The sequence below is a fragment of the Streptomyces sp. NPDC050625 genome (genome assembly GCF_040654755.1).
GTDB lineage: Bacteria > Actinomycetota > Actinomycetes > Streptomycetales > Streptomycetaceae > Streptomyces.
The window spans coordinates 17,103-32,649 of record NZ_JBFAIQ010000030.1 but is presented as its reverse complement, the minus strand read 5'-3'; the positions used below and the strand labels follow the sequence as shown (position 1 = coordinate 32,649).

18 protein-coding genes are annotated in these 15,547 nt (G+C 70.2%); 10 read left to right on the top strand and 8 right to left on the bottom strand.

All coding sequences use genetic code 11. The features are described from left to right. Positions 1–43: 43 nt before the first annotated feature. Entirely contained in the window at positions 44–613 is a 570-nt protein-coding gene (locus AB0I54_RS39205; protein WP_363301090.1) for a potassium channel family protein, read from the bottom strand. Between the two features lie 225 nt (positions 614–838). On the opposite strand from AB0I54_RS39205, the gene AB0I54_RS39200 reads away from it, so the two are divergent. The 3 genes from AB0I54_RS39200 (at position 839) to AB0I54_RS39190 (ending at position 1,990) form a co-directional block, all read left to right on the top strand. After that, a complete protein-coding gene (locus tag AB0I54_RS39200; protein WP_363301089.1) occupies positions 839–973 on the top strand; it encodes a hypothetical protein in 135 nt (44 codons plus the stop codon). An 81-nt stretch (positions 974–1,054) separates the two neighbouring features. Then, a complete protein-coding gene (locus AB0I54_RS39195) occupies positions 1,055–1,528 on the top strand; it encodes an SHOCT domain-containing protein (protein WP_363301088.1) in 474 nt (157 codons plus the stop codon). Between the two features lie 33 nt (positions 1,529–1,561). Then, a complete protein-coding gene (locus AB0I54_RS39190) occupies positions 1,562–1,990 on the top strand; it encodes a hypothetical protein (RefSeq protein WP_363301087.1) in 429 nt (142 codons plus the stop codon). 212 nt (positions 1,991–2,202) lie between these two features. On the opposite strand, the gene AB0I54_RS39185 is transcribed toward AB0I54_RS39190, so the two are convergent. Then, the gene (locus AB0I54_RS39185) at positions 2,203–2,415 is read right to left on the bottom strand and encodes a hypothetical protein (RefSeq protein ID WP_363301086.1); all 213 of its coding nucleotides are present in this window, start codon (positions 2,413–2,415) and stop codon (positions 2,203–2,205) included. A gap of 271 nt (positions 2,416–2,686) precedes the next feature. Here AB0I54_RS39185 and AB0I54_RS39180 point away from each other — a divergent pair, with 271 nt between their 5' ends. The 3 genes from AB0I54_RS39180 (at position 2,687) to AB0I54_RS39170 (ending at position 4,380) form a co-directional block, all read left to right on the top strand. Further along, complete coding sequence (locus tag AB0I54_RS39180; protein WP_363301085.1) at positions 2,687–2,902, top strand: hypothetical protein; 216 nt, start codon at positions 2,687–2,689, stop codon at positions 2,900–2,902. A 348-nt stretch (positions 2,903–3,250) separates the two neighbouring features. Beyond that, positions 3,251–3,466 (top strand): hypothetical protein, encoded by a 216-nt coding sequence (locus AB0I54_RS39175; protein WP_363301084.1) that lies wholly within the window; start codon positions 3,251–3,253, stop codon positions 3,464–3,466. 278 nt (positions 3,467–3,744) lie between these two features. Further along, entirely contained in the window at positions 3,745–4,380 is a 636-nt protein-coding gene (locus tag AB0I54_RS39170; protein ID WP_363301083.1) for a PASTA domain-containing protein, read from the top strand. Between the two features lie 351 nt (positions 4,381–4,731). Here AB0I54_RS39170 and AB0I54_RS39165 read toward each other — a convergent pair whose 3' ends face one another. From AB0I54_RS39165 to AB0I54_RS39145, 5 genes are all read right to left on the bottom strand, one after another. Next, positions 4,732–5,472, bottom strand: a complete 741-nt coding sequence (locus AB0I54_RS39165; protein WP_363301082.1) for a methyltransferase domain-containing protein — start codon at positions 5,470–5,472, stop codon at positions 4,732–4,734. A gap of 72 nt (positions 5,473–5,544) precedes the next feature. Next, positions 5,545–5,991 (bottom strand): hypothetical protein, encoded by a 447-nt coding sequence (locus AB0I54_RS39160; RefSeq protein ID WP_363301081.1) that lies wholly within the window; start codon positions 5,989–5,991, stop codon positions 5,545–5,547. 36 nt (positions 5,992–6,027) lie between these two features. After that, positions 6,028–6,291, bottom strand: a complete 264-nt coding sequence (locus AB0I54_RS39155; protein ID WP_363301080.1) for a hypothetical protein — start codon at positions 6,289–6,291, stop codon at positions 6,028–6,030. 928 nt (positions 6,292–7,219) lie between these two features. Beyond that, complete coding sequence (locus tag AB0I54_RS39150) at positions 7,220–8,665, bottom strand: glyceraldehyde-3-phosphate dehydrogenase (protein ID WP_363301079.1); 1,446 nt, start codon at positions 8,663–8,665, stop codon at positions 7,220–7,222. Between the two features lie 128 nt (positions 8,666–8,793). Next, entirely contained in the window at positions 8,794–9,012 is a 219-nt protein-coding gene (locus AB0I54_RS39145; protein ID WP_363301078.1) for a hypothetical protein, read from the bottom strand. Between the two features lie 197 nt (positions 9,013–9,209). Between AB0I54_RS39145 and AB0I54_RS39140 the strand changes: the two genes are divergently transcribed. Continuing rightward, the gene (locus tag AB0I54_RS39140; RefSeq protein ID WP_363301077.1) at positions 9,210–10,178 is read left to right on the top strand and encodes a LysR family transcriptional regulator; all 969 of its coding nucleotides are present in this window, start codon (positions 9,210–9,212) and stop codon (positions 10,176–10,178) included. A gap of 146 nt (positions 10,179–10,324) precedes the next feature. Further along, a complete protein-coding gene (locus tag AB0I54_RS39135; RefSeq protein ID WP_363301076.1) occupies positions 10,325–12,241 on the top strand; it encodes a collagenase in 1,917 nt (638 codons plus the stop codon). A gap of 97 nt (positions 12,242–12,338) precedes the next feature. On the opposite strand, the gene AB0I54_RS39130 is transcribed toward AB0I54_RS39135, so the two are convergent. Next, entirely contained in the window at positions 12,339–13,733 is a 1,395-nt protein-coding gene (locus tag AB0I54_RS39130; RefSeq protein WP_363301075.1) for a hypothetical protein, read from the bottom strand. A gap of 113 nt (positions 13,734–13,846) precedes the next feature. Between AB0I54_RS39130 and AB0I54_RS39125 the strand changes: the two genes are divergently transcribed. Together AB0I54_RS39125 and AB0I54_RS39120 are read left to right on the top strand one after the other, a co-directional pair. Then, positions 13,847–15,076 carry a molybdopterin-dependent oxidoreductase gene (locus AB0I54_RS39125; RefSeq protein WP_363301074.1) on the top strand — a complete coding sequence of 410 codons (1,230 nt, stop codon included), beginning with the start codon at positions 13,847–13,849 and terminating at the stop codon, positions 15,074–15,076. Further along, complete coding sequence (locus tag AB0I54_RS39120) at positions 15,073–15,531, top strand: hypothetical protein (protein WP_363301073.1); 459 nt, start codon at positions 15,073–15,075, stop codon at positions 15,529–15,531. Before AB0I54_RS39125 ends, AB0I54_RS39120 begins: the two co-directional genes overlap by 4 nt. Positions 15,532–15,547: the final 16 nt, after the last annotated feature.

Genomic DNA, 15,547 nt, shown 5'->3' with positions numbered 1-15,547 from the left:
GTGAGCCTCACGGCCTGTGTGTCGGTCACGGCCTGCGTGACGGTCACGGGCTGTCCCGTCCGGCCCTTCGCCCGGCGTCCGGCTCGGGTGGCGGCTCCTTCGTCCGCCGGCGCAGCCCCACCTCCACCGCGCTCGTCAGGACCCGTACGGCGACGCCCGCGAGCAGCAGGCCGCAGGTCATCTGGAGCATCGTCATCACACGCCCCAGCTGAGAGACGGCGGTGATGTCGCCGTAGCCGACGGTCGCGAACGTGGTCAGCGTGAAGTACAGGGCGTCCGTCTTCGTCAGCGGCTCGCTGAAGGACCCCGGGCTGGTGCCGTCCAGCACGTAGTAGGCGCTGGCGAAGAGCACCAGGAACAGCGCCAGCGTGATGACCAGGGCCTCGACGGCCTTCAGACGTGGGTGGGGCGAGCGCAGGATGGCCCAGACCTCCCAGGCGAAGACCACCAGCACCGCCAGCACCCCGCCCAGCAGCAGCGCCGAGGTGGCGGTCATGCTGCGCTCACGCAGGGGAAGCACGTAGTAGGCGGTGACGAGTGCGGCCGTGATGAGGACCGTACGCGTCACGGCCAGCAGCGTCGCCCGCTTCGGGCCGTCGAACGGGCCGCTCATCCTGTGCCTCCACGCTCCATCGCGACGGACAACTCCTCGTGCGGATCGGCCGGGAAACCGGCGGGCGCGTGCGCCTTCCCCTCATCGTCACCGCGGTGCGGCGGGATCACCCGCCGAGGGTGACCCGGTGGGCGACGGCAGGGGGGACGCTGGCCGGGCGAGGCCCTCGCACACCGCCCCGTCGGCGGTCCGGGGGCGACCCGTCCGATCGCGTGAGGAGGAGCCATGACCGAGTCACGCGGCCCGGAGCCGGGTCCCGGACCGGAGCACACTCCCGACGGGGCGGCCTCCACCGAAGCGGTGAACGCACACCGAGCCGGTGCCCCGAGCGGGGCGGGCACGATCACCCTCCCCGGGTGAGGCCGACCCGTCCTTGCCCTGGGCACGCTGAATTCGGCAGAAGCCGGCTGCCGGGCGAGCGCCCGGAACGGAGGAGACCAAATGAGCGCGCAGATGTACTTGGCGTACGACTATCCGCTGCTGAGCGCCTTCTGGACCATGCTGTGGTTCTTCCTGTGGATCCTGTGGTTCATCCTGCTGTTCCGGATCGTCGTGGACATCTTCAACGACGACTCCATGAGCGGCTGGGGCAAGGCCGGCTGGCTGGTGTTCGTGGTCCTGGTGCCCTTCCTCGGTGTGTTCGTCTACGTGATCGCCCGCGGCAAGAGCATGGGACGCCGGGAGGTGGAGCAGGCACGCGCACAGCAGCAGGCCTTCGACTCCTACATCCGCGAGACCGCCAAGGGCGGCGGGGGCCGGCCCAGCAGCATCGACGAGCTGGCCAAGTTGTCCGAGATGCGCGCTCGTGGCGACATCACGGACGAGGAGTACGGCAGGGCGAAGGCACTGGTCCTGGGCGACTCCGGACCGGTGGGCGGCCCGAGCGGAACCGTCCAGTCGACCTCCGGTCGCTGAGCACATCCGACGATAGGGAATCGAGGCACGGGCATGACCGCTCCACGCAGCACGACGCAAGTGCAGACGACCAAGCAGCAATGGGCCGCCGGCCTGACGGCGTTCGCGGCCGTCATGCTGATGATCGCCGGGATCCTGGACGTCTTCCGGGGCATCATGGCGATCGCCCGGGACGACGTGTTCGTCACGACACCCAACTACGCCTTCAAGTTCGACCTCTCCGGCTGGGGCTGGGTCCACCTGATCCTGGGCGCGGTCGCCGTGATCGTCGGTCTCGGCCTGTTCCAGAGGTCGATGTGGGCGCGGGTCGCCGGCGTGACCATCGCCGGGCTCCTCATCATCGCCAACTTCCTCTCCCTGCCGTACTACCCGATCTGGTCGATCGTGATGATCGCCTTCTCGGGCTTCGTCATCTGGGCGCTGTGCGTGTCCCCGACCGAACGGCCGTCACAACCCGCCTAGCACCTGCCACACACCGGGTGAGGAAGCCCCCGACGCCGTTGGGCACGGCGCCGGGGGCGGTGTTTTCAGGAAGGTGATCAGACCGCCGGGGACGGGTACGTCGGGTACCCCACCCCGGTGCAGTCCCGGTCTGCGGCGGAGTCGGGGACGACTGCTCTCACCAGGCCGTTCATGTCTTTCAGTGCCTTTCTCTGTGTTTCGCTGTCTTTCGCTCAGGCCCCCTGGGGACCCCCTCCGGAGATCTCACCGAGGACCTGATCCTGCTGGCCGAGCTTGGACATCAGGAACGCCGTGCCAAGGACGGGGCCAACGAGGGCGACGTACTCGGCGGTCGCCTGGCCCCAGACCGACAGGGCGACGTACCCGGCGACGGAGATACCGAAGACGGAAACCCGGGCAACGAGTTGCCCGGTCTTTCCTCCCACGTCCTGGGCGGCTTTGGCGTCGGAGCGCGTGGTTTCGGCGTGCTCGGCGACCAGGACGCGGGCAGCGCGCTGTTCGTCGCGAACGTCGTGCGAGCGCGGGCCACTTGTCCGGCGTACTCGCGTGCAGCCACTGCCGGCCCGACAGCGAGCTTCGGCTTCCTCGAATGGTGCCCCCTCCCCACGTCACCCGGACGGTGGAACCTTGGTCGCGCCGCGGGCCGCCCTCAGTGAGCGTGAGAAGGAGTCAATCGATCAAAGAGGTGGCATAGCCATGACCGACAAGCCAAACGAAACCAGGGCCGTCCGGCAAACCGAGGGGGCCCCCGGCCCCATGACTGTGGAGGAGCTCATCAGTTACCTCCAGGAGGAGTTCATCCCGGGTGGCCATGGCAACTTGCTGGTCTATGGGCCAGACTCATCGACGCCGATCTGCTTCGCGAAGTTCGTACCACCGAACAAGGTCTCCCTCAGGGGTGTCCCCTTCTGAGGGCTCCTGGCGACGGTCTGCAGTTGGCGGCGACCCACTTGGATCGGCAGTCTCCTGAAAGCCCACTGATCACAACTGCAGACTGTCCCCAGGCGCTGCGCGATCGACGGCCCGACGTCTTCTTCGCGGGCTTCTTCTTCGCCGCGGCAGTCTTGGCCGGCTGTTTCTTCGCGGCCGCCTTCTTCTTCGGCTTCGGCAGCTCGTGCACCTCGGCCGGTTCGCCGCGGGAGGCCTTCGCCGGGGCATGGCAGACCTCCGCAACTGCCCCGGGCGCCATCAGCCTACGGCCGCCACGCGGCTGGCGCAGCACACCGTGCGCCCCACCCGGCTCAGCGGGACGCTGACACCATGGCCAGCGATCACCCCGTCGTCGTGTACCCGCCCACCGAGGACGGCGGCCGGCGTGTCCGGGTCGGCGACCACTTCGTTGGCATCGCCTATGGGCTGCTGGATGTCGCGGCGTTCCTTCAGGAGGCTGGGCTGCAGGACTGGGACGAGATGGACGTCGTCCGATCCACGCTTGTCGAGTGGCGTGGTGGCGGCCCGGATGTGTGGGAGCACTGACACGACGAAGCCGCCCGTCGGTGTCCCCCGTGGCGGGCGGCGCGTGCCTGTGCCTCCCGAGATCAAGGACGGCCTGCGGCGTGATTCACCCAAAGAAGTTGCCGCGGGCCTGCGCACCGGGAGGTGTATGAGGGGCCGTGGTAACGGGTGCGGCCGGCTCCCCGTCCACCGGATTTCGGCAGCCGCCACCATGTCACGGATCGATGACAATCCATCACCTTTCTGTCACATGTGGTCTACGGTATTCCGCCAGTACCAGTACCAGCCGGGGGGAATCCGTGCGTACCCGCACCATCACCATCATTGCCGCCTGCGCCGCGATCGGCGCACTCACCGCATGCCAGCCGAAAGACAACACACCGGGAACCGCCACCGGCAGCACCGCCACCGCATCGACCGGCCAGACCTCACAGAGCGACAGCAAGCAGACCGACAAGAAGCAGGTCCCGAACTTCGTCGGCATGGGCCTCCAATCCGCCCAAGACCACGCCCAGGACGCCGGGTTCTACAGCCTCACCTCCCACGACTCCCTCGGCCGCGGCCGCATGCAGATCCTCGACCGCGACTGGAAGGTCTGCTCCCAGAACGTGAAAGCCGGCAGCACGGTGCCGACGGACAGCAAGCTGGACTTCGGCGCGGTCAAGCTCGACGAGACCTGCCCGGCGAAGGACGAGACGGAACCATCGGCGGTCGGCGGGAAGATGCCGGACTTCAAGGGCAAGTCGGTGAAGGCCGCCCGCGCCGCGCTGGACTCGAGCACTTCGCTCACGGTGAAGGATGCGTCGACGGAGGACCGCTGGGTGCTCGTCGAGTCGAACTGGCAGGTGTGCACCCAGACTCCGGCCGCTGGTGCGGCGTTGAACGGGCAGCCGGTGTCGTTGACCGCGGTCAAGTTCGGAGAGTCCTGCCCGTAACAAAGGCCAGTCTCCTCGTCGGCTGGCGTGGCGACGGTGATCAGCAAGGCGAAATCAATCCTCGGGGATTCATGCGCGTTCGCGCTACCGCGGCTAGGGCTGCCCTGCTCCTGGCTGCTCTCACCGCATGCGACGACAGCCTGAGCCAGGCCGAATGGATGGAACACTGCGCCGACGCTGCCGGCACGGGCGGAGACGGAGCCGCGGGTACCCAGACGCTGGCGTGGGGGAAGGCGGCGAAGACGGTCGGCGCTCAGCGGGCCCGAGCTCGCCGCGCTGAAGAAGGGCATGGAAGGCAACTACTAGGCCTGTTCGGTGAGGGGATGCCTTCACGTCTCGGCGCGGCGGAACTTACGGTTTGTGGGTTACCCAGAGCAGTTCCGCCGGCCAGCGGTGTGCCCAGTCGGGTGGGTCGGTTTCGTTGTAGCCGTTGGGTGTTCCGGGTTCGGGCCGTGGCTCGATGAGGTCGTCGATGATGAGACCCGCGCCGCGCAGGACCTTGACCCAGTCGCCGTAGGTGAGCTGATAGCTGGTCGCGCCGTCGTCTTCGGCGATGGTGTTCAGCCCGAAGTAGTCCTGCTGCAGCGTCGTGGTCACGCGGCCGGCGGCTTCGTCGTAGCAGGCTTCGAACCATGGGCTGGCGACGTTGAACACCAGGCGCCCGCCTGGGCCCAGGACGCGTGCGGCCTGCGGGACGGCCAGGTGCGGGGGCGCCCAGCTGAGGCCACCGAAGTCGCAGAACACCAGGTCGAAGCTGTCGGCGGCGAAGGGGAGTTGTTCGGCGGCGCCTTGCACCAGCGGGTAGCGGGCCGTTCCCATCGCGCGGGCCGCTGCGGCGAGTTGGGCTTCGGACAGGTCGAGCCCGACCACGCTGGCGCCCTCGGCCGCGAGCGCCCTGGACCACTGGCCGGCGCCGCAGCCGAGTTCGAGGACGCGCTTGCCGGTGACGTCGCCCAGGGCGTGCAGGTGCGCGTCGGGGATGGAGTACATGCCCCACAGCCGGGGTGCGGCGCCGATTTGCGGGTCGTGCTCGTGCTGGTAGGCGCTGCTGATCTGGTTCCAGAGCCGCCGGTTGGCGGGGATGCTGTCCACGTGCCGACTCCAGCACTGCCTGCCGGGGGCGGTCAACACGATTAGGGCACTGGCCGGCCCTCGCCTCGGTCCCTAACGCCAGCAGCTACCCCAATGGTAGAGGCGGACCGGCTTCGGGGTCTTGCACTCACGGCAGGGCGTCGTGCGGCCGCGCAACTCGCGGGCGGTGTCTTGCAGGAGTGCTGTGGCCTGCTTCTGGCCGATGCCCGGGTGGGTATGCCAGGCGGCGAGGCGGGGTGCGGGGATGCGATTGACCAGTAGCGGTTCGATCTTGTGGACGGCTGGGGAGCCCGCGTAGGTGGGGCTGCCGTGGAGTGTGATCGCGAGTGCGCCGGCGATGTCGACTCGGCACTGGTCGATCGGGGTTCCGGTGTCGTGCTGCCGGGTGTCCCACAGGTAGTGCCTGGAGAAGCCGTTGCCTTCGATGACGTGCGCGGCCTGGTCGAGGACCGGGATGGCGGTGCGCTCCGTCTCCTCGCGCGCTTCAGCGCCCAGTCGTTCGGTCTGGCGGGACTGCATACGGCGCAGGTCGTCAGCGATGGGCCGGCAGGTGGGTCAGTGGAGCGCGTGGGTGAGGACGGCGCGTTCGGCGTGGGGGTAGTGGTGTCGAACGCAAGGCTGGCGGTGAGCGCAGCAGCCGCGGGGTCCGCGTGCCCAGGACGGGCGCGTGACGCGGTGGCGTACGGCTCTGGCGGTGGGGGCGATGAGCGCGGCGGCCGCGCAGAGGATCATCGCGGCGGCCCCGGCGAGGACTTCCACCCATATGACGGCCGCGTCGTACACGGCGAGTGCGGCGGCTACGGCATCACGGACGATCACGAGCGGGGCTTCTCAGCGGCGGGCGTCCACTTGGCGCGGATCGCGTCGGCCTCGCCCGGTTTCCAGGGTCGGACCGTCCGCTGGGCGCCGAACGGCCCGCGCCCTCGGCTGGGACTTCTTCGCCCGTGTGCCCCCACGCGGGCTGCCCGCAGCGATCGCAGCTTGCGAAGGACCGGCCGATCCATGGGAAGCCCTCGCAGACCTGGGCCGCCTTGTCGTCCGTCTCGGGCTGCCCGGAACGCGCCACGCCGGCAGGCCACTCGCCACGCTCTTTCTGCGCGACCCGGGTCTGCCGCAGCGCGGACAGCTTCTGCACCCGGCGCTCCCACAAGGTCTGCTGCCGTCGGGCCCGCCGGGTCTGGACGTCGATCGCTTCGACGCCGGCGTGCTCGGTGAACTCGGGGTGCCTGGCCTTCACGGAGTCGAGCCCCCTGGCCCTGTCGGCCGCCGCGGAGGCAACCTTCGACGTGCTCCTGTCGGGCGCCCGGTACGGCGGCCGCTGGGCCGTGGGCGCGCAGACGTGTGACGACGGCCTGCTGCTCGGGGAGATCGGAGATCCGTACGGACCCCGGCGCTCCGTATGCCGCTCTGGGTGCAGGGCTTGCGTGGGTGGAGGAGCACTGTGAGCGCGAGGGATTCGCCGTGGTCCGAGCGGTCAGTCTGAACGGGGACTTCCCGGAGGCGGTCAGGCCGTACCAGGCGCTCGGGCGGCCCCTGATTGGGCGGCGCGGCAGCGGCGAGCGGGCTTCCGCCGAAACCCCCTGAGAACTCCCTCGGCCTGTAGGCGATCACTGAGGGCCGCCACCCGGTGTGGGTGGCGGCCCCTCGGTGTGTCAGCGTCTCACCGTGCGAGGTGCAGGTCAGGACGCTCCTCCGGCCCGGCTTGATGGCTCGCCGGGGCGGAGCCTGCGTCCGTGATCGGCCTCGCTCAGACCGCCGGGGACGGGTACGTCGGGTACTCCACCCCGGAGACGTGCTGGACGACACGGACGACCTGGCAGGAGTAGCCGAACTCGTTGTCGTACCAGAGGTAGAGGATCGCGTTGTCGCCCTCCACCTTCGTGGCGCCGGCGTCGATGATCGACGCGTGGCGCGAGCCGATGAAGTCGCTGGAGACCGCGTCGGGGGCCGTGGTGAAGTCGATCTGGCGCTTGAGCGGCGAGGTCAGCGACACGTCGCGGAGGTGGTCGAGGACCTCCTCACGGGTGGTCTCGCCCGCGAGCTGCAGATTGAGGATCGCGATCGAGACGTCCGGCACGGGCACCCGGATCGAGCTGCCGGTGATCTTCGCCTTGAGGTCGGGCAGCGCCTTCGCCACGGCGGAGGCGGCACCGGTCTCGGTGATGACCATGTTGAGCGGCGCGGAGCGGCCGCGGCGGTCGGCCTTGTGGTAGTTGTCCAGCAGGTTCTGGTCGTTGGTGAACGAGTGGACGGTCTCCACGTGGCCGCGTAGCACGCCGAACCGGTCGTCCATCGCCTTCAGCGGCGGCACGATCGCGTTGGTGGTGCAGGACGCGCAGGACAGGATCTGCTCGTCCGGCTTGAGCATGTCGTGGTTGACGCCGTGGACGATGTTCGGGACGTCGCCCTTGCCGGGCGCCGTCAGGACGACCTTGTCGATGCCGGGGCGCAGGTGCTGCGACAGGCCCTCGCGGTCGCGCCACTTGCCCGTGTTGTCGATGAGGATGGCGTTCCTGATGCCGTACGCCGTGTAGTCGACCTCGTTCGGGTCGTTGGCGTAGATCACCTTGATCGCGTTGCCGTTGGCGACGATCGTGCTGTTCGCCTCGTCGACGGTGATCGTGCCCTGGAACTGGCCGTGGATGGAGTCGCGGCGCAGCAGCGAGGCGCGCTTCACGATGTCCTGATCGCCACCGCCGCGCACCACGATGGCGCGCAGCCGCAGGCCGTTGCCGGAGCCGGACTTCTCGATCAGCAGCCGGGCGACCAGGCGGCCGATGCGGCCGAAGCCGTAGAGGACGACGTCGCGGCCCTCGCCGCCCTCGATCTTGTTGGCGCCCGTGGCACCGGCGACGGCCTCGGCGGTGAACGCCTCCACCGTGAGGCCGCGGTCGTCGGCCTTGTACGTCGCGGCCAGCATGCCGATGTCGATCTGGGACGGGCCGAGGTCGAGCGTGGTCAGAGCCCGCAGGAACGGCAGCGTCTCCGTGACCGTGAGCTCCTCGCCGTCGATCTGCCGCGCGAAGCGGTGCGTCTTCAGGATGCTGACCACCGACTTGTTCACCAAGGAGCGGCTGTGGAGCAGGACCGTCACGTCCCGCTCCCGGTGGAGCTTTCCGATGATCGGGATCATGGACTCCGCGATCTCTTCGCGGTTCTTCCAGTCGGTGAACGAGTCGTCGTTGACAGTCACAGGAATCTCTTTCGAGCTAGGTGGCGCTCATATGCTAGCGCCACCCCGCTTTCATCATTCAAACGGGTCATCGGAGTGAACCTCTGGACCCGCCTGTGAGTGCCCCGGTAACCCTGGGAGTGCCCCAGTCAGGGATTGATGCTCATCGGCCGGCAGTGCTGGAGCCCGCTGTCGACGGCACACTCGACCAGCGGCCCGCCCACCTGGCCGATCAGCCTGGCGACGGGCTGATCGGACGCCCCCGCCCCCGCCCCGGAGCCGGCCGCCAGGACCGGCGCCGCGGTGGCGGCCAGAGCGGCGCCGGCCAGCAGCAGGACCGCCGGTACTCGCGTCGTGTGCTTCGTCACGTTGTGTCTCTCCTCACCGGGCGCCTCGCACGCGCCCGCGGTGCTCGGGCGCTACGGCCCGTCCAACGAGGTGGGACGCGTGCCGGACACGGTCCGGGGCCCCGCCTTGTGTGCCCCATGGCGGGATGAAACGCTTCCTGACCGGCGGCGGAGCCGAGGGACTCCACCGACGGAGCCGAGGGAAGAGGAGTGGACGGATGGAGCTGGAGCTTCGGCATCTGCGCGTGCTGTGCGCGATCGCCGATGCGGGGAGCGTGGGCCGGGCCGCCGCGGACCTGGGGTACTCGCAGCCGGCCATCAGCACCCAGCTCCGACGGATCGAGGGGCACTTCGGTGAGCCCCTGTTCGAGCGCGGGGCCACCGGGGTGCGGCCCACACCGTACGGCGCCGAGGTGCTCACCCAGGCCCGCGACGTCCTGGCCCGCGTCGAGGCGATCGGCCACCGTCCGGCCCCCGGTGCCCCGAAGGTGCGCAGGACCCTGCGGGTGGCGGCGACCAATTCGCCGGTGCTGTCGGGCGCGGTGTCCCGGTTCCGGGCCCGGCTGCCGGACGTCGACCTCTCGGTGAGCAGCGTGTACGCCTCCTCGCGGATCGTCGAGCTGCTTGAGGAGGGCACGGTGGACGCGGCCATCGCCGCCGACTACCCCGGCATGGAGCTGCGGCACTCGGCCGCGGTGACGCACCGCGGGATCGTCACCGAGCCGACCTTCGTGGCCCTTCCGTCCCGCCACCGCCTGCGGCACCGCGCCCAGGTGTCGCTGGCCGACCTGGCCGAGGACGCGTGGTTCGTGACACCGGACGACGGCGCCGGGTGGCCGGGAGTCTTCTACACGGCCTGCGAGGCGGCCGGTTTCACCCCGGTGACCGTGCACGAATTCCTCGGTGACCAGCTGCAGTTGCAGCGGATGATCGCCGACGGACTCGGTGTGTCCCTCGTCCAGCCGACCATGCGGCCGATCCCGCAGGTCGTGGTCAAACCGCTGGTCGGTACGCCGTTGTGGTGCCGCTACGTACTGGCCTGGCGGCCGGGCGCGGTGGACCAGGACCTGGCGGAGACGCTGTTCCGGTCGGCCGTCGCCGCGCATCGCGAACTCGTGGCGCAGTCACCGCACTTGAGGTCCTGGGCCGCGCGCACCTGGAGCGGCGCCAGCGGCGCCGGCAAGTAGCCGGGGCCGGCCGCGCCGGATGTTATGGGCCGTCGGACGTCATGTGCTATGTCACATGCCATTGTTGGCGCACGCGGCCCTTGGCACAGTGCTGGACACGCCTCACCAACCCCCATAGAGGCGCAGCCATCCGTGGAGGAGCCCAGATGCGCTATCGCTCCGCGCTGCCCGGACGCAAGGCCGGCGTTCTCGCCGTCTGCGTCATCCTCGCCGGCCTGTTGTCGACGCCGGCTCTCGCAGCGCCCCCCGCCCCGGCCGTCAGCACCGCAGTCACCACCCCGCACAGGCCGACGCCCGCCCCGCCGCCGACCGGGGCGACCGTCCGCACCGCCGACCGTCCCGCCGTACAGGACCGGCAGCTCAGCCCCGCCGAGCTGCCACCCCTGCGGCCGGCGCCCGTCCGTCCGCGAACCACCGAGAAGGCGGCCTCGTGCACACCCGCCGACTTCGGCAGCAGAACCGGTGCCGCGCTCGTCGCCCTGGTCAGGGCCTCGACCACGGACTGCGTCAACACCCTGTTCGCGGTGACCGGTTCGGCCGCGCACGACGTCTTCCGCCAGTCCCAGATGGTCACCGTCGCGAACGCCTTCACCCGCGCCGCGCGCACCTACCGCGGTGACAACGCGGACCGCGTGTGGCAACTCGTCCTGTTCCTGCGCGCCGGCTACTACGTGCAGTTCAACCACCCGACCGATGTCGGCCCCTACGGCCCGCGGCTGACCACGGCCACCACGAGCGGCCTGGACGCCTTCTTCGCCCGCCGGCACTCGCGGGACGTCACCGCCGCCAACGGCGACGTGCTGGGCGAGGTCGTCATCCTCACCGACAGCGCCGACCAGCAGTCCCGCTATCTGAGCGTCTACCAGCGGATGCTCCAGGACTACGACAGCTCCTACGACGACATCGCCGCCATGGTCGCGGCCGTCAACGACGTCTACACCCCTCTCTGGCGCGGCAATTGGAACCCGGAGTACGTCGCCGCGGTCGCCGCGGACCCCGGCGTCGTCGAGACCCTCGACACCTTCGCGCACGACCACCTCGACCTGCTCGGCACCGACCGCGCCTACCTGGACTCCAACGCCGGGATGAACCTCGCCCGCTACGTCGAGCACCCGGCGCTGCAGGCGATGGTCCGGCCCCTGGCCAAGGACCTGCTGGACACTTCGGCGATCACCGGCCCCACGGCCGGGCTGTGGGTCGCGGTGGCGACGCAGGCGGACGCCTACGACCGCGCCAACTGCTCGTACTACGGCGTGTGCGACCTGCCCGGCCTGCTGACCAGGGCCGCCCTGCCGATCACCCACACCTGCGACTCCGCGCACACCATCCGCGCGCAGTCGCTCACCGCGGCCGACCTCGACGCCGCCTGCGCCAGTGTGCTGGGCCAGGACGCCTACTTCCACGGCCTGGTCAAGGACGACGGACCCATACCCGGCCAGTATGTGTCGACCATCCACCTCGTCGTCTTCGCCAGCCGGGCCGACTACCAGACCTACGCCGGGGCGATCTACGGCGTCAGCACGGACAACGGCGGCATCACCCTGGAGGGAGACCCGTCCGACCCGGCCAACCAACCGCTTTCGATCATGTATCAGAAGGACTACGACAACGGCTTCCCGGCCCGGATATGGAACCTCAATCACGAGTACACGCACTTCCTCGACGCCCGTGACGACATGCCGGGCGACTTCGGCCGGCAGACGTCGGTCCCGGACGTCTGGTGGATCGAGGGCCTGGCCGAGTACGTCTCCTACGGATACCGCGGAATCACCGACGACCAGGCGGTCACCGAGGCCGGCAAGCACACCTACCGGCTGAGCACGCTGTTCCAGAACACCTACGCCAACAGCGATGTGACCCGCACCTATCCGTGGGGCTATCTGGCGGCCCGCTATATGTTCGAGAAGCACCCGGCGGACATCCAGAGCATGCTCGCCCGCTTCCGGGTGGGCGACTACCAGGGCGGATACGACGTCTACGCCACCGGCATCGGCACCCGCTACGACGCCGACTTCGACCAGTGGCTCACGGCGTGCGCGTCCGGCGCCTGCGCCACCCCGTAGTCCGATCCATACGGACAGCGGCGGCGACCGGGAGGTTGCCGCCGCGTCGTCCGCGCGCATTGCTGTTGCGTCGTCCGCGCGTATTGCTGTTGCGCCATCACCAACCCGTGAAAAGAAGGTGGTTGATGAGCAGAGCGAGGACGGCCTGTGTGGTGAGCCAGGCCCGCGGCCCGGTGAGGAGTGCGCAGGAGGGCAGCAGCCACAGGGCGAACGGCAGCCAGATGCGTTCCGTCTCCGCCTTGCTCATGCCGGAGAGGTCGGCGACGAGCAGCGCCGCCAGCGCACTGAACACGAGCAGGGCGAGGCGCGCGTCGGCAGCGGCGGACGGGTCGGCCACGTCGGCGGTTTCCCGTGACCGACGAGGGAGCAGGGCGGTGCGGTCGCGGACCAGAGCGGAACCGGCCCGGCCGAGACCGGCCGCCGTCGCGAATCCGACGGTCAGCACGGTGCAGGCCAGGTTCGCCCACACCCAGTAGCCGTAGGGACGGATGCCGCCGACCCCTTGGTAGTAGCGCGTGACCAGAAGCCGGTACCCCTCCCACCAGTCGAAGCCGGCGAGGGTGAACAGCAGCGGCACCACGGCGAGGCCCGCCAGAAGCAACGGCAGCCCTCGGAGAAGGTCATGGGCCCGGACCCGGCCGAGCAGCACCACGACGGCACCGATCAGCGCGAACAGTGTGAGGCCGTACGAGAGATAGCAGGTCAGACCGAACAGCAGCCCCGCGCCGAACGTGGCCGCGGCCCGTGCCCCGGCCCCCGACCGCCCGGCCACCGCCACCGCGAGCAGCGCGACGGACCAGGCGGCCACGGCCGCGAAGTATCCGTCGGCCGACGTCCCGACCCACACCGCGGCCGGCGCCAGCACCAGGAACGGCGCGGCCCGTCGGGCGAGTTCCCGTCCCGCCAGCAGCCCCACCGTCACCAGCACGGCCGCACAGGCGGTGGTGCCGACGGTGATGCACCAGGCTCCCGCCCAGCCCCCGCCCCGCAGACCCACATGGTCGAGCAGGACGAAGGTCACCGTCGCTGCCGGGGGGTGGCCGGCGATATGGGCCGGCCAGGGCGCGGGCGAATGGGCCAGGATGTGGTGGGTGAAGTCGCGCAGGGTGCCGGGGACGTCGTGGAAGCGGTCGACGACCCGGAGGTACTCATTGGTGGTGGTGAGCCGGCCCGCGACGCCCCGCTGCCAGCCGTCGACCAGCGCCAGCGACCAGGTCCAGGCGAGCGAGGCGCCCCAGGCCGCCACGAGCAGCGCCCGCCACGGCAGCCGCAGGGCGAGACGCGGACCGTAGGCGATCACGGCCACCGCCACGACCAGGGCCGCCGGGGTGCCCGGCCCCACATGGGGGTCCCAGTCGGCGAACAGCGGCGGCCAGTGGACGAACAGGGTGCGATGGGCGTCCTGGATGTGGCGGCCGACGACGACGGCCGTCAGGACGAGCAGGGCGGCGGCCGCGACGGCACACAGGTCGCGGAGATGGGCGCGGGTCACAGCGGAACGCTAGGCCGAAAGGCGGCCGGAACATCGGCGCATGGGCCGGACGTCAGCGTTTCGTCAGGAGTTGCGCGCCCGGTGCGGGGGTGCTCCCGCCCTACGGTCTGATCATGCGCGACCAACGGCTCCCCACCTCGCCCGGCTTCTGGCGCAGTTCCGTGCGCGGCCCCTGGTTCACCTCCGTGCTCGGCGTCGTCCTGCTCGCCGGTATCACCGTGCTGTTCGTGACCGGGCTGGTCTCCTACGCCGCCTACAACCCGGACCTGTCGCCGGTGAACGACACGACCCCCGACAAGGGCATCCTCGGCTTCTACCTCTTCTCCTGGCCGACGAGCCCGCACTGGCTCTACCGGTTCACCCAGGGCGTGCACGTCACCCTCGGGCTCACGCTGATCCCGGTCCTGCTGGCCAAGCTGTGGTCGGTCGTGCCGAAGCTGTTCACGCTGCCACCGGCCCGCTCCATGGCCCACGCGCTGGAACGGGTCTCCTTGCTGCTGCTGGTCGGGGGCGCGCTGTTCGAGTTCACGACGGGCGTCCTCAACATCCAGCTCGACTACATCTTCCCCGGCTCCTTCTACCCCCTGCACTTCTACGGCGCCTGGGTCTTCTTCGCGGCCTTCGTCGCGCACGCCGCGCTCAAGCTGCCCACGGCCGTACGGACCCTGCGCGGGCTGCCGAAGGAGGGCGAACTGGTGTCGCCGAGGCCCGGTCCGCCCACCGTGTCCCGGCGCGGCGCGCTGTGGTTCGTCGGAGGCGGCTCCCTGCTGCTGTTCGCGACCAGCGCCGGCCGCAGCTTCGACCAGCCGCTGCGCGCGACCGCCCTGCTCGCGCCGCACGGCTGGGCCGATCCGGGCAGCGGCCCCGGCGGCTTCCAGATCAACAAGACGGCCGCGTACGCGCACATCACCGCGGCGGAGACGAGCGACGACGCCTGGCGCCTCGTGGTCACCGGCCGCACCGGAATCGTCCGGCTCGGCCGCGCCGAACTCGCCCGGCTGCCCCTGTACAGCTCCGCGCTGCCCATCGCCTGTGTCGAGGGCTGGTCGACCGGCGACCAGTGGTGGCGCGGGGTGCGCCTGCGCGACCTCGCGGCCCTCGTCGGGTACGACGGCCGTCCACCGGACGTGTTCGTCGAGTCCCTGCAGCGCCACGGCGCGTTCCGCAAGGCCGCGCTGCGCGCCAACCAGGTGGCGGACCCGCGCTCGCTGCTCGCCCTGTACGCCAACGGCGAGGACCTGACCCTCGACCACGGCTTTCCGGCACGGATCATCGTTCCCGCGGCGCCCGGTGTCCTCAACACCAAGTGGGTGGCCCGCATGACCTTCGGAGACCTGGGATGACCCGTCGGATCCCTCTCGGCAGCCCGCTGCAACTGCTGCTGCTCGTCTGCTCGTTCGCGCTGGCCGGATACGCCGGGGTGCGCCTGCTGGCGGGTGACTGGCTCGGCGTGGTGCTGTGGTTCGTCGGCGCGGCACTGCTGCACGACCTGGTGCTCCTGCCGCTGTACTCGTCGGCCGACCGTGCCGTCGTCCGGGGCCTGGACGCGACCGACCGCCGGGAGTGGGCGATGTACGTCCGGGTCCCGGCGGCCCTGTCCCTGCTCCTGCTCCTGATGTGGTTCCCCCTGATCAGCGGTCAGATGGACAGCGACTACCAGCTGGCCGCCGGCCTGTCGACGGACGGCTTCCTGGCCCGCTGGCTGCTGATCACCGCCGTACTGTTCGGCGGCTCGGCCCTGCTGCTGGTGCTGCGACTGCGCAGGGCCACGAGGCACCGGTCGCCCGAGACCCACTGAACACCGGGCTTTGGCC

Excerpts from the sequence above, each read along its gene's own strand:
- AB0I54_RS39180 (WP_363301085.1), top strand. The coding sequence starts at position 2,687 with ATGACCGACAAGCCAAACGAAACCAGGGCCGTCCGGCAAACCGAGGGG.
- AB0I54_RS39175 (WP_363301084.1), top strand. The coding sequence starts at position 3,251 with ATGGCCAGCGATCACCCCGTCGTCGTGTACCCGCCCACCGAGGACGGC.
- AB0I54_RS39120 (WP_363301073.1), top strand. The coding sequence starts at position 15,073 with ATGACCCGTCGGATCCCTCTCGGCAGCCCGCTGCAACTGCTGCTGCTC.
- AB0I54_RS39195 (WP_363301088.1), top strand. The coding sequence starts at position 1,055 with ATGAGCGCGCAGATGTACTTGGCGTACGACTATCCGCTGCTGAGCGCC.
- AB0I54_RS39190 (WP_363301087.1), top strand. The coding sequence starts at position 1,562 with ATGACCGCTCCACGCAGCACGACGCAAGTGCAGACGACCAAGCAGCAA.
- AB0I54_RS39200 (WP_363301089.1), top strand. The coding sequence starts at position 839 with ATGACCGAGTCACGCGGCCCGGAGCCGGGTCCCGGACCGGAGCACACT.
- AB0I54_RS39135 (WP_363301076.1), top strand. The coding sequence starts at position 10,325 with ATGCGCTATCGCTCCGCGCTGCCCGGACGCAAGGCCGGCGTTCTCGCC.
- AB0I54_RS39140 (WP_363301077.1), top strand. The coding sequence starts at position 9,210 with ATGGAGCTGGAGCTTCGGCATCTGCGCGTGCTGTGCGCGATCGCCGAT.
- AB0I54_RS39160 (WP_363301081.1), bottom strand. The coding sequence starts at position 5,991 with ATGCAGTCCCGCCAGACCGAACGACTGGGCGCTGAAGCGCGCGAGGAG.
- AB0I54_RS39205 (WP_363301090.1), bottom strand. The coding sequence starts at position 613 with ATGAGCGGCCCGTTCGACGGCCCGAAGCGGGCGACGCTGCTGGCCGTG.
- AB0I54_RS39125 (WP_363301074.1), top strand. The coding sequence starts at position 13,847 with ATGCGCGACCAACGGCTCCCCACCTCGCCCGGCTTCTGGCGCAGTTCC.